Below are 15,296 nucleotides of genomic sequence, written 5' to 3' on the forward strand. Positions count from 1 at the left end.
GGTGTCGTGAAACTCGATGGAACTTTCTCGGTGTGACTCACAACACTAGGGACCGTACCGTTGCAACTACGTTGCGTACTGCTGATCGAACAGATCGATCCTCGACTTGACCTGCGAATACAAGGGGGAACGCGGATCGAGGCCCGCGAGGTACGCCTCCCATGCGGCGACGTCCTCGCGGCCGTGGACGGACGTGGTCCACTTCGCGAGCAACCGTTGATCGCCCTCCCGCAGCAGCGCCGCCTGGACGCGGGCCCGCAGTTCGCCGCGCAGGTCCTCGATCCCGGGAGCCTCCGACCCGGGTAGGACCGGACCCGAGTAGACGTCGAGGGCGGCGGCGAGCTCACCGCGGTCCAAAGCTCCGCGCACCTGCCGGACGTCGGACGTCAATTCGGTGAGCAGCCGGTACGGCCGCGAACCGAGGTTCGCCGGACCGAAAACCTTGCGCAGGCGTGACATCTCGGCACGAATGGTGACGGCGTCGAGTTCGTTCTCGTCGAGCAGCACCGCGAGCCGGTCGGAGCTCAGTCCCTCGGGGTGTTCTGCGAGGAGCAGCAGGATTTCGGCGTGCCGCTGCGACAGCGGGATGCGGTCGGCGCCGCGCACCAGAGTCGGTCGTCCCGACCCCAGCACCTCCAGCCGCAGCACCGTCTCGACCAGCGGCTGCGGTGAGCGCAGCAGGTGCAGGCGCAATTCCGCCTCGGCGGCCGCGACGGTGGCCCGGATCAGCGACAGCACCTCGGGTACCGCCACCCGCGGCCCGCCGGTGATGTCGATGGCGCCGACGATCAGCCCTGTCGCCGGGTCGTGGACGGGCGCCGCCGAACAACTCCAGTCGTGCACCGACCTGCTGAAGTGCTCGGCGCCGAATATCTGCACGCAGTGGTCGAGCGCCAGCGCGGTGCCCGGTGCGTTGGTGCCGACGGTGTCCTCACTCCAGTCGGCGCCCTCGACGAAGTTCATCTCCAGTGCGCGGTCCTTGGCGGACGAATCGCCCTCGACCCACAGCAACTGGCCTTTCTCGTCCGTGATGGCGACGAGCAGTCCGGTGTCGGCGGCGTCCTCGACGAGGAGTTTGCGCACCACCGGCCGGATGATCGACATCGGGTGCGACGCCCGGTACGCGGCGAGATCCGCGGCCGCCAGATCGACCGCGCGGGCGGACCCGTCCGGGCTCACGCCCTTGCTCGTGCTGCGCATCCACGAATCGAGGATGACCGACCGCACCGAATTTCCGTCGCCTGCCTGGTCACGGCCTGCGGGGGCGCGACGATCGACGAACAACTGGTGCGCCGACGACACCCTGCGCGCCAGCATCGCGACGTCGTCTCCCGGGCGCACGGCGACCCACGGATTGCCCCCTGTGGGCGGTTGACTTTGCATCGAACTCCTCCACGGCGTCTCTGCCTACTGTAACCCGGGTCACACGGGGCCGGGTTCCGCCCTCCGTCACTCCCTGAGGAAGGTACTGACCCGCTCGGCGACCATGACCGCGGTGGCGTGCGGCCCCCGGCTCGGGACCACCGGGAACACCGAGGTGTCCGCGATGGTCAGACCCTCCATGCCGCGGACGTTGCACCGTTCGTCCACCACCGCGCCCGCGTCTGCGCGTCCGCCCATCCGGCAACTGCCGCACAGGTGCAGCGACGTCCCCAGGTGCGCGAGCACGAAGCGGTCGGACACCTCCTCGGACAGCGGCCGGACCAAGGGGCCGAGTTCCGGCGAGCGCAGCAGGTCCAGTGCGATGGCCAGCCCCTCACGCAGCGCCCGGCGGTCGGCGGCCGATTGCGCGTAGCGGTACTGGATCCGGGGACGGTCCCGGCGGTGCCCCGACGTGAGCCGGATGTCGCCCCGGCTCTCCGTCACCATGAGCCCGATCCCGAGGACCGGGTCGGGTTGCCCGGATCCGGGGACGAGCACGTCGAACGGCGCCGTGTACGGACGGATCTCGAGGTCGCCGACGTTCAGCACCGTTTCGACGACCGGACTCGTGCCACTGCGGCGGAGCGTGTTCCGGATACGGTACGGTAGCGCGACTTCGGGGTGATCGCTGAAGTCGCTACCGACACCGGGAACGTCGAGGACGACGTCGATGCCGTTGTCCCTCAAATGTTCTACCGGACCGATTCCCGAAAGCATCAGCAGCACCGGGGTTTCGATGGGTCCCGCCGCCAGTACGACCCGGCCGGCGCGGACCGTGCGACGGGTGCCGCCCGACTCGACCTCGACGCCCACCGTCTCGTGACCGGAGAACAGGATTCGCACGACAGCGGAGTTCGCTTCGACGGTCAGGTTGGGCCGCTCCGACGCCGGCAGCAGGTACGCGAGAGCGGTGCTGACCCGGCGGCCGCCGTCGACGTTGAGCGGCACCGGGCCGATCCCGCCGTCGCCGGCTCCGTTCTTGTCGGGTTCCTCGGGATGTCCCGCGCTGAGCGCCGCGGCGCGGAACGCCGCGCTGATCTCGCTCAGCTGCTCCGCGGGCTGCCTGCGCACGGGCATCGGGCCGGTGGTGCCGTGCCGGGGGTCGTCGAAGTCGGCGTCGCGCTCGAGCGTCCGGAACGTGGGCAGCACGTTCTCGTACGACCACGACACGGGCCAGTTCCGGAAATCCGCTTCCGTCCCGCGGACGAAGTAGGCGCCGTTGACGGCGCCCGACCCGCCGAGGACGTGACCGCGCACCATGGCCGAGGGCACGCTCGGCGCCAACTCCACGCCGTACGTCTGCGCGAATGCGCTGCCCGGACCGACGGGCAGCGTCCGGTAGTCGAGGACGGGACAGTCGAGCGCCGACCGGTAACCGGGTCCGGACTCGAGGAGGAGGACCGATCGTTCGGGATCCTCGCTGAGCCGCCCGGCCACCACGCATCCACTCGAACCGCCGCCGACGACCACGACGTCGGCGGCGCGAATCGGATCGGCCACTACGATTTCAACCGGGGCTTCAATGCGTCGAAGTCGCGGGCGGCGACAGCGCCCTTCCAGAGCCCGGCACCGTACGCGACGTCGTCGAGCCGCTTGAACACCGTGTGCCGCACCGGTCCCAGCCCGCCGGGCTCCCGGTGGGTGACCCAGTCGGCGACCCCCTCGGCGACGGCGATCGCGAGCGCGATCCGGCGAATCCGTTTCGAGAACAACACCGCCAGCAGCGTGACGGGCCAGTAGTGGCGGCACATCGCGGACGCCAGCTGCCAGGCACCACCGGCGAAGCCCTGGGCGGCGAGGATGGCGGCGATGCGGGTCGGCTGGTCGAGTCCCGTGAACATGCGGCGCAGGCGCACCAGCATCATCGCGAGCGTGGCGACGGCGCCGAGCAGACCCAGCCGGGTGCAGGTGGCCGCGGCGAGGCACGCGAAGAACGTCCACGGCGACATCGACAGCGGTGGGACCATGCCCGAATGCCTCGCCGCCAGCGGCGCCGCACCGGTGCCGTAGAACAGCTTGCGGCCGAACCACTTTCCGAACGCCACGCGATGGTCGTGCGCGACGTGGGCCACGGGCTCGTACCGCAGTCGCCAGCCCGACTCCTGGAGTCGCCAGCACAGGTCGACGTCCTCCGCCACGTGCATGGACTCGTCGAAGCCGCCGAACTCGTCGAGCACCTCACGACGGGCGATCATCGCGGCGCTCGGGACATACGACACCGGGCCGCCGGACTGGACCGCGGACTCCTTCCGTCCCAGGTCGAGGGAGGAGCGGGCGTGCTCGTACCGGGCGAGCGTGCTCGCCTCGGATTCGAGCGCCACGATCCGCGGGGCGACCAGCGCGACCGCCGGGTCGCTGAAGTGACCGAGCATGACCTCGATCCACCCGGTGCGCGGCAGGACGTCGGAGTCGAGGAACGCCACGAACGGAGTTGCGGCGTAACGCAGACCGGTGTTGCGGGCCGCGGCGGGCCCCTTGGCCGTCTCGTGGCGCAGCACGGTGACGTTGCCACCGCACCCGTTCTGCAGCGCGGGGGCGACGATCGGGACGTCGGAACCGTCGTCGACGACGACGACCTCGAGTCCGCGGAGCGCGGCCAGCACCCGGTGCAGGCCGGACGCGTTGTTCTTCACCGGAATGACGACGGTGACGTCCCGCGGGGACGGCGTGCTCATGGGGCGCGGGTTGGCGACCCCCGAGTCGAGGAGGCGGCGTGCGACGACGGCGGACTGCGGATCGACGACCTCGAGGTAGCCGTCTCCGATCATGGCCGCCGCGGTAGGCGCCAGCTTCAGCATCCGGGTCGGCGAACCGCCGATGAGCACTCGACCTCCGGAATATGCGCGTACCTTGGGGTCGATTCGGATCCCGAATCCGTCGGGAAGTCGAGCTTGGCGCATCAGTCGATCGTATGCGGATCGGACAGCGCCGGCAGGGCATGCCGGAAATCAGCCGCAAGGATGTGCCGAAAATCCGCCCTCGGCAACTCGAGGGCGCCCGTGCGGGTCATTGGAGCCTCCCATCGGCGCCCGGTTCGCACCGGAGCCGTCCGTCGGGGCCCGGTTCCCACCGGGCCAGTGCCTTGGTGACTGTGTGGACGAGCACGCCGAAGATCTGCGCCCCCTCCGCGGCCGTTGCGCCCGTCGGGTCACCGAGCACCCCATTGGCCGACACGGCGACCATACCGCCTTCACGCAGTCTTGGCATCAACCTCGCGACAGGTTCCGTATTACCGGGCTCGGCCCTGGACAACCGCACCCGACCAGGCGAAAGGTGTAGCAACAAGGACGTTTCCGTACGCCCGGCATGCGCGTCGGCTCCGGGGACCGCGCACGGCACCCAGGCCACGTCGCGGGCCTCGTAACGAAGCAAGGCGACAGCCTTGACCAATGCGGGTCCGTTTCCGCCGTGCCCGTTGACGAACAGCACGCGGTCCGCCCACCGGCATGCGGACCTGCCGTACTCCACCAAAACGGTCTCGAGCGCCTCCGACCCCAGCGAGACGGTCCCGGGAAACCCCTCGTGCTCGCCACTGGCGCCGTACGCGATCGGGGGTGCGACGAGCACGTGCGGCAGCGCGCGGGACACGGCGTCGGCGATGGTGGTGTCGGTGTCGAGCGGCAGATGCGGTCCGTGCTGCTCGAGGGAGCCGACCGGGACGACGACCGTCGATACGTGGGACACGAGGTCGGGCCACACCGCGTCGTCGAGGTGTCCGGAATGGGGCATCCCCCGATGCTAGGCGACCGCGGATTCGACCCGGGCCGTGACTGCCTGCGTCAGAGCGCGAGCGCGACCCGCTCCCCCTCGATGACGGCGGAGTGCGCGCGGCGCGGAGCCAGGGCGTCGCCGACGCGATGCACCTCGATGCCACTGTCGGACAACTGTTTCCAGAGCCCGTCCTCCGGTTGCTGATGTGCGGACGACACCACCCAGTCGACGCTGAGTCGACGCGACGCACCGGTCGGGTGGTGCAGGAGCGTGACCGCGAGCCGGCCCTCGCCGGCGTCGTCGCACCCGGTCGGCACCACATCCGTGACCTGGGTGATGCCCTTGCCGTGCGCCCGCCGGTTCCATCCCTCGAGGTCCAGTGTGATCCCGAGATCCTGGCCGACGATCATCCCCGGCGTGCAGATCGTGACGGCACACCCGGCGTCGGCGGCGAACTCCGCGACGGACGTGCCCTGATGGAATCCCAGTTCGTCGACAACCAGCACCGACCCGGACGGATGCGCGCGACCCTCCAGCACGTCCCGCACATCCACCACCCGGTCCGACGCACCCGCCCAGCGCGGACGGCGCGGACGTGCCCCGGTGGCGAGCACCACCACGTCAGGTCGTCCCTGCGCGAGCGCCTCGGCGGTCGCGTCGGTGCCGGTCCGCACATCCACGCCGCGCCGAACGCATTCCGCTTCCAGGTCGACGACGAGGTCGAGGAACTCGCGGCGTCCCGGGACGACGGCGGCCGTCCGGACCTGACCGCCGAGGACGGCGGCGCGTTCGAACAGCGTCACCTGGTGCCCCCGCTGCGCGGCGGTGGCGGCGGCCTTCAGCCCGGCAGGTCCGCCGCCGACCACCACGACCCGCCTGCCGCGGACGGTGGGTTCGGGCAGCAGGACCGATTCTCTGCCTGCGCGCGGGTTGACGACGCAGCCGAGCCACCGGCCGAGACCCATGCGTCCGATGCATTCCTGATTGCACGCCAGGCACGATCGGATGGTGTCCTCTTCGCCGGCCAGTGCCTTCGCCGCGAAGTCCGGGTCCGCGATCTGGCCGCGCACCACCCCGATCAGGTCGCAATGCCCCTCGTCGAGAGCCCGGTCGGCCTGATGCGGATCCGAGAACCGGCCGACACCGACCACCGGAAGTCCGACTCGCTGCCGGATCGCATCGGGGACGAACAGCGCATACCCGCGGGGGACGGCCATGGACGCCTCGATCATGTGCAGCGTCTCGGTGGCCATCCCGATGGACGTGTTGAGGTAGTCGACCCGGCCGTCCGCCTCCAGCAGAGCGGCCACCTCCACCGCCTCGTCGAGGTGCACCCCGCCGTCGAACAGGTCCTCCCCCGCGATCCTCACCCCGAGCGCGCGGTCCGGACCGATCGCCGCGCGCACCGCCTCGACGACCTCGAGGAGGAAGCGCGCACGGTTGGCCAGCGACCCGCCGTAGCGGTCCGTGCGCCGATTCGTGGCGGGGGCGAGGAAACTGCGCACCAGCGACGAGTGCGAGCACTGCAGTTCGATGCCGTCGAATCCGCCTCGGACGCAGTGCTCGGCCACGCGCGCGTACCCGTCGACGAGGGCCCGGATCTCGCGCTCATCGACCGCCTTCGGGACCTCGCGGAACAACGGGTCCGGGACGGCGCTCGGCGCCCACAGCGGCCGCCGCGAATACATGCTCGACCCCTGGCCACCGTTGTGGTTGACCTGCGCGAGGATCGGGACTCCGTGTGCGTGGACCGCGTCGGTGATCCGCCGGTATCCGGGGACGACCTCCGGCCGGTAACCGGCGATCACCTTCTCGTACGGCCAGTCACCCGGGTGGATGGCGTGCTCTTCGGAGATGATCAGGCCCGCACCGCCCTTCGCGCGCGCCGCATAGTAGGCGGCGTGCTGAGCGGTGGGCAGACCGTCGACGGCGTACCCCGTGAGATGCGCCGAGAAGACCACCCGATTGCGCAGAGTCAGCGGTCCCAGGCGCAACGGGGTGAACAGGTGGCGGTACGCGGAGGTGCTCACACCTTGGTGTTGCCCATGTCGACGGCGACCTGACTGCCCGTGACCCGCCGCGACCCGTCACCGGCCAGCCACACCACCGCGTCGGTGATGTCGTCGGTCTCGGCCAGCGGGTGCTCGGTGAGGATGGTGCCGAAGCTCGACAAGTAGTGCGGGTGCTTCTCGAGAATCACGAGGCTGCCCGGATCGGTGCCCATCGGGGTCTTCACCCCGTACGGGTGAATGGAGTTGACCCGGATGTCGTACTCGCCCAGTTCCTTGGCCGCGGTCTGGGTGAGTCCCACGAGCCCGAACTTGGAGGCGGCGTAATTGGCCTGCCCCGGGAGCGGTTTGATCCCGGCGACGGAACTGATCACGATGATCGACCCGCCGCGGCCACCCTCGATCAGCGCCGGGACCGCTGCCTTCAGCGTCTTCCACGCGCCGGTGAGATTTACGTCGATCAGCGTCTCCCATTGCTCGTCGGCCATCTCCCAGAAGCGATTCCAATTGCAGATCCCGGCGTTCGCGATCACGATGTCGAGACGGCCGAACTGTTCGACTCCCCGGTCCACGACCGCCTTCAGTTGCGCGCTGTCCCGCACGTCCGCCTGCTCGGCGAGAATCTTGCCGCCCTCGGATTCCACGAGCCGCACCGTCTCGGCGAGGTCGTCCGCCGTCGCCGGCTCATAGGTGTTGAACTCCGACACCGGTCCGCAGATGTCGACAGCGATGATCGCCGCACCTTCGCGCGCCAACCGCACCGCATGCGTCCGCCCCTGCCCACGGGCAGCCCCGGTGATGAACGCGACCTTGTCGTCGAACTGTCCCATGAAATGTCCTATCTCTCGGTGACGAGGGTGAACGGATGTTGATCGAACTCGGACCGCCGGTGTGCGGTCACGGCCAGCGCCTCGGTGCGGCCCTCCCGGACCGCCTCGAGCAGTGTGCGGGGGGCCACGCAGTCGCCGGCCCGCACCGCGTCCGGGCGGGTCGCGCCGAGCGTGTCCGCGGGGAGAAGATGCGAACAGTCGATCAGCACGGTGCACGGCACCACCGACTCTTCGGCGGTGTACCGGTTGCGTAACCGCATTCCGTCGCCGTCGATCGACACGATGCGGCTGTCGAGGTGACGCGTCACCCCGGCCCGTTGCAGGCGGGTGTTGGCGTCGGCGAGGTCGCCGGTCATGCCGAGTCGTGAGCCGGCCACGGAGTCCTGGGTCACGATGCTCACGTCCCGTCCCCGCGCCGCGAGCCAGTCGGCGACCGCCACGCCGACGGGTCCGCCGACCGGGTCGAAGACGACGTGGGGTCCCTCAACCGGTTCGTCACCGTCCTGCAGGTCCGCGGCGCCGAGACACCGGACACTTCCCCCGACGGGGAACGGCAGCGGCCTGGGCGTGCTGCCGGTCGCGAGGATCACCGTCACGCCGTCCCGTTCCGCGGCGTCGAGTTCGGCTTCGGAGACCGTTGTGCCGAGACGGAATTCGACGCCGAAACCGCGGCATTCGTTCTCCAGCCAGTCGGTCAGCGCCCTGAGGTGCGGCGCCCCGACCGCAGCCCGCACCATCCCGCCGAGCCGTGTCGACGCCTCCGCCACGGTGACCCGGTGACCTCGCAGCGCAAGTACCCGCGCCGCCTCGAGTCCGGCCGGACCACCCCCGACCACCAGTACCGTGCCGCCGACCACAGCGGCGTCCTCGGTGGGATCGACGGTCTCGTGCCCGGCCGTCGGATTTCCGATGCACGTGACGACCGGGTTGCGGGGGTCGAGTACCTGGCACGTCTGATTGCACAGGACGCACGGCCGCGGCACCGCACCGCGGCGGATCTTGACGACGAGATCGGGATCGGCGATCTGGGCACGCGTCATCTCGACGACGTCGGCGACACCGTCGTCCAGCGCCCGCCGGGCATCGGCCGGATCGACGACGCTGCCCTGGAGAACGACCGGGACCGCGCCGGCGACGGCCGTGCGGATGCCGCGGCAGAGTTCGGTGCCGAACGCCGGCGGCCGGTGGAAGTCGGGGCGGTAGGCGTTCGGCGACAGCGGCCCGCCCCGGACCACCACGAGCAGATCGAGTGCGTCGGCCACGTCCCGTACGTGACCGGCGGCGATCGACGGCGTGATCCCCGCCCAGGACGTCTCCTCGTCGCAGCTCAGGCGCAGGGACAGTATCCGGCCGGGGCCCAGCTCTGCGCGGACGGCGGTGAGGACCTCGCGGATGAGCCGGAGCGGGTCGGTACCGTACTCGTCTTCGCGCACGTTGGTGAGGTTCGAAAGGAACTGTCGCAGTAGCGCTCTCGGTCCGGCGTCGAGTTCGACACCGTCCACGTCCGCTGCGACCGCCGCAGCGGCCCCGGCCCGGAAGCCGTCGACGAGACTGTCGATCTCCGTCTGCTCCATCTGCGTCGGCATCTCACGGGAGATCACGTCGGCGACCCCCGACGGTCCCCACAGCACCGACTGCGAGTAGGCGCTCGACCCCTGCAGTCCGGTGTGCCCCAACCCGGCCAGCACGAGCGTGCCGTGCGGGCGGCAGGCCGCGACCACGTCCCGCCATCCGGCGACGCAGTCGGTCGCCAGCGGAGCCCGCTCGTACGGCCAGTCGGAGGCATGTACCGACGCCACCTCGGTGACGACGATCCCCGCGCCGCCACGCGCCCGGCGCTCGTAATACGCGACGTGACGTGGTGACAGTGCTCTACCCGCACCGAGATTGGTGGGGTGCGGACCCAGAAGCACCCTGGACGGAGCGTGGCGTCCGGCCAGGGTGATCGGGTCTGTCAGTTGCGCAGACATCTACGCCGTTCGTGGTTCAGGATTCGGCGCCGAGTACGCGGGTGAATCCGGGCGGGATCACCACGTCGGACGGGGTGAGGTCGTGGATGTTCGAGTGGCCCAGCCCGAGTAGTGCCGAATCGATACCGCCGCGCAGGACGTCGAGGACGTTCTCGACACCGGCCTGACCGTTCGCCGAGAGACCCCACAGGTACGCGCGGCCGATCATCACCGCCCGCGCACCGAGCGCGACGGCCTTCACGACGTCGCTACCGCGGCGGATGCCGCCGTCGAGGAGCACCTCGACCTGATCGCCCACGGCCTCCGCGATGGCGGGCAGCGCGCGGATCGGCGCCGGGGTGCCGTCGAGGTTGTTGCCACCGTGATTCGACACGGAGATCGCGGTGACACCGGCGTCGACGGCCCGCTTCGCGTCGTCGACCCGCATGACACCCTTGAGCATGAACGGCCCGCCCCACTGCTCACGCAGCCACGCGATGTCGTCCCACGTCGGCAGCGGCGTCTGCATCCACTCGCCGTAGGCGCCGAAGAAGGTCGGCGGTTCCTGACCGGGCTGCGCCAGGTTCGGGGTGGTCAGATCCGGGATCTTGCGGGTCTTCGCGAACTCGTACAACCACTTCGGCCGGGTGATTCCCTCCGGCGCGAACTGGAGCATGGCCTTCAGGTCCATCTTCTCGGGGATGGCCGGGCTACCCCAGTCACGTCCGTACGAGAACGACCAGTCGGTGGTGATGATCAGTCCGGTCGCCCCCGCGGCGCGGGCGCGTTCCATCCGCTGGATCAGCACCTCCCGGCTGCCGACCCAGTACATCTGGAAGAACGTCTGAGGATTGGCCGCCGTGACCTCCTCGACCGACTTGCTCGCGAACGAGCTGAGACCGATCGCCGTTCCCCGTGCCGCCGCCGCACGCGCGACAGCGACCTCACCGTCGGGATGCACCGCCTGCACACCGGTCGGGGAGATGATGACGGGCAGCGAAATCGGCTGGCCCATCACGGTCGTGGACAGCTCACGCTTGTCGGACAGCCCCACCACGTGCGGGGCGAACCCCAGTTCGCCGAACGCCGCGATGTTGTCGTCGACCGTCACGCCCCGCTCGGACCCGGCGATCAGCGCCGCGTACACCGACTTCGGCAGGCGCTTCTTCGCGCGTCGCTGAGCCTCGGCCACCGTCTCGAAGAACGGATTCTTACCCATGGAAATACCTCTCGTACCCGGCAGACGTCGTTACGTCTGGTCCATGCCCGCAAGCGGGTTCTCGTCACAAATCTTTGCCGGCGGACGCACCATCAGCGTCAACGGAACCGGCGCCCGCGGAGTCCGGCGCTGGCCGGTGCGGGAGTGGTCGACACTGGATTTGGGGATCTCCCCCGCGGCAGCCAACGCCAGTTCGCCGTTGCCGATCACACATTCGGGGTCCGGGCCGTCCATCGGCAGGCCGGTGAAGAACTTCGCGGCCATGCACCCGCCGCGGCAGGAGTCGTAGTGGTTGCACTTGCTGCACGCGCCGCCGGTCTGCGGGGACCGCAGCTCCTGGAAGAGCTCCGACGTCTGCCACACCTGCTGGAAACCGCCGTCCGCCACGATGTTTCCGGCGAGGAACTGGTCGTGGATCGCGAACGGGCAGGCGTAGACGTCGCCGATCGGGTCGATCAGGCACACCACCCGTCCGGCGCCGCACAGATTCAGGCCGGGCAACGCGTCGCCATAGGCGGACAGGTGGAAGAAGGAGTCGCCGGTGAGCACACCCTCGCCGTTGGCGACCAGCCAGTTGTACAGCTCGCGCTGCTGCGCCTGCGTGGGATGCAGTTCGTCCCACACGTCCGCGCCGCGCCCCGACGGTCGCAACCGGGTGATGCGCAGGGTGGCGCCGTACTTGTCGGCCAGCGCCTTGAAGTCGTCGAGCTGGGACACGTTGTGCCGGGTGACCACCACGGAGATCTTGGCGTCCTTGAAACCGGCCTCGGACAGATTCTCGAGCGCCCGCACCGCCATCGCGAACGAACCCGGACCACGGACGGCGTCGTTGACCTCGGCCGTTGCACCGTCGAGGGAGATCTGTACGTCGACGTAGTCGCTGGCCGCGAGCCGGGCGGCGACCTTCTTGTCGATCTTCACCCCGTTTGTGGAAAACTTCACCCCGACCTGGTGGGCGGTCGCGTAGTCGACCAGCTCCCAGAAGTCCGAGCGAACCGTCGGCTCGCCGCCACCGATGTTCACGTAGAACACCTGCATGCGCTGCAGTTCGTCGATGATCGACTTGCACTGCTCGGTGCTCAGCTCCCGCGGGTCACGCCGGCCCGAAGAGGACAGACAGTGCACACACGACAGGTTGCACGCGTAGGTCAATTCCCAGGTCAGGCAGATCGGGGCGTCGAGACCGAGTTCGAACTGGTCGACGAGGCGGCCGACCGGGGCGGCGGAAGGCCTTTCGAGCATGGAGGTCATGGGCTGTGTCCTCTGGTACGGGGTGAAGAGAGCTGGTCAGGCGGGGACGATCATGTGCGACTCGGCCAACGTGCCGAGCGCTCGCGCGTACTGCGCGGCCGCGTCGTCCCCGATACCCTGCGCCCGCAGTGCGGACCGGGCGTCGGCGTGTGAGGGAAGCGATTCGACCACCGCGACGATCGTGCGGTTCTTCAGGAACGACAGCTTGCGCGTCCCGAAGTGGTAGAGCAGCGCCCCGAAAGGTTCGGGACGCAGCGCCACCTGCGGATGAAGCTTCCAGCCCACATCGAGATCGATACCGGCGTTGCCGGTCACTGAAGCAGATGCTGGAGCGGACATGATCAGTACACGCCGCACATGCCGTCGATCGAGACCTCTTCCACCAGGGATTCCTCGACCAAGTCGTTTTCCAGCACGTTGTTGTCGCGATCCGACATGATTTCCTCCTACTGTTCGGTGATACGGCGCGAGCCGGAGGGATGTTCCCCGTCATAGGTGACCATTCCTGTGACTCGCCTCACCACTGTAATGGCATCGAGTGCAGAATGACAGCTCGGGAGGGTACGAAAGTTGAGAAGTCGGCGAAAACCATCCAGTCGGATAGGGCGGCGCCCGTCCACCACGCAGGATCGGATCAGCACCGTCGGGATCGAGCTGTTCACGGAACAGGGGTTCGACGCCACCAGCGTCGACGAAGTCGCCGAGGCGTCCGGCATCGCCCGCCGCACCCTGTTCCGCTACTTCCCGTCCAAGAACGCGATCCCGTGGGGCGACTTCGACGCCCACCTCGCCGAAATGCGCGCTCAACTCGCCGCGCAACCCGGCGACATCCCGATCGTCGACGGGCTCACCGCAGCACTCCTGCAGTTCAACGCGTTTCCCGAGAGCGAGGAGGTCAACCACCGCAAACGCATGGGACTGATCCTGCGAGTGCCCGCCCTGCAGGCGTATTCGGTGGTGATGTACGAAGGGTGGCGCAACGTCATCGCCGAGTACGTCGCGAGCCGGCTCGGGGTCTCACCGACCGACCACGTTCCGCGGACCGTCGGCTATCTTCTACTCGGCGTTGCGATGTCGGCGTACGAGCAGTGGCTCGACGACGATTCGCTCGAACTGAACGAACTACTCGCCAGCGGAATGCAATCGCTCTACGATGGGCTGAGTTCCCTCGGCGAGCCCGACACCCGAACCTGACCCACTCCCGCCATCACCTCTCGGCAAGGTTGCTTCGAATGACTTCCACTCTCGACACGCCCGCGTTCGACTCTCTCGCTCCGTGCGAACCCGGGCTGTGGTCACACGGTCACGTCACGGTCGAGCGGGTCGCGGACGGGCCGCTCACCCTCACCCGTGACGGCGACCGATTGCGGGTCACGCACGCCCTGACACCCGAGGATCTGAGCGAGAGACTCGTCGCCTCGGTCACCGCGTCCATCGAGGATGCCGACTTCGGTCAGGGTGAGTTCGAATCGACGATGGTCGGACTGGTGCGCTCCACCGTCGACGGTGCGCTCGAGGCGTGGACCGTCTACTACCGCAACTCGCTGAACGAGCTGTTCGACGGCACCGCCGACTTCGCACCGATCCACGAGAAGGCGGAACAACTGGTCCGCGGCTCCGTCCTCGACCTCGGGTCGTGCTTCGGCTTCCTCCCTTTGCGACTCGCCCGCGCCGGACGGTCCGTCACGGCAACCGACATCCTTCCCGGCACCATGACCCTCCTCGACGCGGTGGCACCGGAACTCGGACTCGATCTGCGCACCGTCGTGTGCGACGCCGCGCACGTGCCGGTCCCCGACGACAGCGCAGACACCGTCACCGCCATCCACCTCCTCGAGCACGTCGACGAAAACATCGGGGCTGCAGTGATATCCGAGGCTCTCCGGGTCGCCCGCGAACGGGTTGTCGTCGCCGTCCCCTACGAGGAAGAGGCAACGGCCTGCCACGGACACATCCGCACCTTCGACACACCGTCGCTCACCGAACTCGGCGAATCGACGGGACGCCCGTTCGAGGTGTTCGAGCATCACGGCGGCTGGCTCGTCATCGACTGCTGATCTCCTCATGACGCTCGGAGGTGCGCGATCAGGATCGCCTCGATCTCCGACCGTCGCGCCGCGGACGGCAGGCGCGCGGCCGCCGACCGGTAGTGATGCCCGGTTGGGGTGCCGAGGTCGAAGAGATGCGTGCGGCCGTGCCGTCTGACGGGGCGGGCGGTCCAGCCGTCGCCTTCCTTCGCGTAGTTGCAGGCCGCGCACAAACCGGCCCCGTTGTGGGCGGTGGTGGCGCCCTTGTTGCGGCGGGAGAGGATGTGATCGTGATGGCGGATCGGCGCATCACACCACGGGGTGCGGCACGTCCGGTCCCGCAGGTCGATCAACGTCCGCAAGCCTTTCGGGAACGCCCGCGACTGCGATTCCATCGCCGTCAACGCACCCGACAACGGACACGAGTACACGTTTCGTAGGGTCACCGCGGTATCACCATCGAGGGCATTCGCCACCAACTGCCGGGCGATCCCCGCCGGCACCGGACCGAACCCCGCCAGATCCGCCGCCTCGTTCTCCCCTGCCAACAACGCCTCGTCGGAGATCACCAGATTCACCGCCACCGGCACACCATCGGCCACCGAGGCTCCGGTGCCGCGGTCGAACAGCAAATCCGCCATCAACTGATTCCGGGTGCGGCCACCACTCTCGCCGGTGGCGATGAGACTGTCCGCATCCCGACGCAACGTCGCTTGCAAACAGACCGCCTGCTCCATCGGCATCAGCACACTCAGATACGCCATCGAATCCGGCGCCGGACGCGTCGTCACCCGACGCTCCGACACCGCCTTGCGGTACCGGGCCACCACCGCGGCAGCATCGAGTTCCACCGCCAGGGCCTTCGCCTTCGCGACCAG

At 69.0% G+C, this 15,296-nt stretch carries 14 protein-coding genes; 2 read left to right on the top strand and 12 right to left on the bottom strand.

Translation table 11 applies throughout. The features are described 5' to 3' along the window. Window positions 1-66 precede the first annotated feature (66 nt). From MLGJGCBP_RS28985 to mftA, 11 genes are all read right to left on the bottom strand, one after another. Complete coding sequence (locus MLGJGCBP_RS28985) at window positions 67-1,383, bottom strand: helix-turn-helix domain-containing protein (RefSeq protein WP_160099853.1); 1,317 nt, start codon at window positions 1,381-1,383, stop codon at window positions 67-69. 66 nt (window positions 1,384-1,449) lie between these two features. Further along, complete coding sequence (gene mftG / locus MLGJGCBP_RS28990) at window positions 1,450-2,922, bottom strand: mycofactocin dehydrogenase MftG (RefSeq protein WP_160099855.1); 1,473 nt, start codon at window positions 2,920-2,922, stop codon at window positions 1,450-1,452. After that, window positions 2,922-4,322, bottom strand: a complete 1,401-nt coding sequence (gene mftF, locus MLGJGCBP_RS28995; RefSeq protein WP_160099857.1) for a mycofactocin biosynthesis glycosyltransferase MftF — start codon at window positions 4,320-4,322, stop codon at window positions 2,922-2,924. Before mftF ends, mftG begins: the two co-directional genes overlap by 1 nt. 106 nt (window positions 4,323-4,428) lie before the next feature. Next, window positions 4,429-5,151: a mycofactocin biosynthesis peptidyl-dipeptidase MftE gene (gene mftE, locus MLGJGCBP_RS29000; RefSeq protein ID WP_124395511.1), complete on the bottom strand. Its 723-nt coding sequence runs from the start codon at window positions 5,149-5,151 to the stop codon at window positions 4,429-4,431. Between the two features lie 50 nt (window positions 5,152-5,201). Continuing rightward, window positions 5,202-7,163: a mycofactocin system FadH/OYE family oxidoreductase 2 gene (locus MLGJGCBP_RS29005; protein WP_160099859.1), complete on the bottom strand. Its 1,962-nt coding sequence runs from the start codon at window positions 7,161-7,163 to the stop codon at window positions 5,202-5,204. Then, on the bottom strand, window positions 7,160-7,972 hold the full coding sequence (locus MLGJGCBP_RS29010) for a mycofactocin-coupled SDR family oxidoreductase (protein ID WP_160099861.1): 813 nt from the start codon (window positions 7,970-7,972) through the stop codon (window positions 7,160-7,162). The genes MLGJGCBP_RS29005 and MLGJGCBP_RS29010 overlap by 4 nt, the downstream gene beginning before the upstream one ends. Window positions 7,973-7,980: 8 nt before the next feature. Then, entirely contained in the window at window positions 7,981-9,942 is a 1,962-nt protein-coding gene (locus tag MLGJGCBP_RS29015) for a mycofactocin system FadH/OYE family oxidoreductase 1 (RefSeq protein ID WP_160099863.1), read from the bottom strand. A gap of 16 nt (window positions 9,943-9,958) precedes the next feature. Next, entirely contained in the window at window positions 9,959-11,140 is a 1,182-nt protein-coding gene (mftD, locus tag MLGJGCBP_RS29020) for a pre-mycofactocin synthase MftD (protein ID WP_160099865.1), read from the bottom strand. A gap of 30 nt (window positions 11,141-11,170) precedes the next feature. Beyond that, window positions 11,171-12,391 (bottom strand): mycofactocin radical SAM maturase, encoded by a 1,221-nt coding sequence (gene mftC, locus MLGJGCBP_RS29025; RefSeq protein WP_160099867.1) that lies wholly within the window; start codon window positions 12,389-12,391, stop codon window positions 11,171-11,173. 36 nt (window positions 12,392-12,427) lie between these two features. Continuing rightward, window positions 12,428-12,730: a mycofactocin biosynthesis chaperone MftB gene (gene mftB, locus MLGJGCBP_RS29030; protein ID WP_167372162.1), complete on the bottom strand. Its 303-nt coding sequence runs from the start codon at window positions 12,728-12,730 to the stop codon at window positions 12,428-12,430. A gap of 2 nt (window positions 12,731-12,732) precedes the next feature. Continuing rightward, on the bottom strand, window positions 12,733-12,828 hold the full coding sequence (gene mftA, locus MLGJGCBP_RS29035) for a mycofactocin precursor MftA (RefSeq protein ID WP_005573048.1): 96 nt from the start codon (window positions 12,826-12,828) through the stop codon (window positions 12,733-12,735). A gap of 133 nt (window positions 12,829-12,961) precedes the next feature. Here mftA and mftR point away from each other — a divergent pair, with 133 nt between their 5' ends. Then, on the top strand, window positions 12,962-13,585 hold the full coding sequence (mftR, locus tag MLGJGCBP_RS29040) for a mycofactocin system transcriptional regulator (RefSeq protein WP_072945581.1): 624 nt from the start codon (window positions 12,962-12,964) through the stop codon (window positions 13,583-13,585). Between the two features lie 38 nt (window positions 13,586-13,623). Then, a complete protein-coding gene (gene mftM, locus MLGJGCBP_RS29045) occupies window positions 13,624-14,448 on the top strand; it encodes a mycofactocin oligosaccharide methyltransferase MftM (RefSeq protein ID WP_160099869.1) in 825 nt (274 codons plus the stop codon). 5 nt (window positions 14,449-14,453) lie between these two features. Here the strand turns inward: mftM and MLGJGCBP_RS29050 are convergent. Next, window positions 14,454-15,296 (bottom strand): HNH endonuclease (locus MLGJGCBP_RS29050; RefSeq protein WP_236581428.1); only part of this gene is annotated, 843 nt, incomplete at its 5' end.

Source organism: Rhodococcus sp. T7 (genome assembly GCF_009872365.1).
Classification (GTDB): Bacteria; Actinomycetota; Actinomycetes; order Mycobacteriales; family Mycobacteriaceae; genus Rhodococcus_F.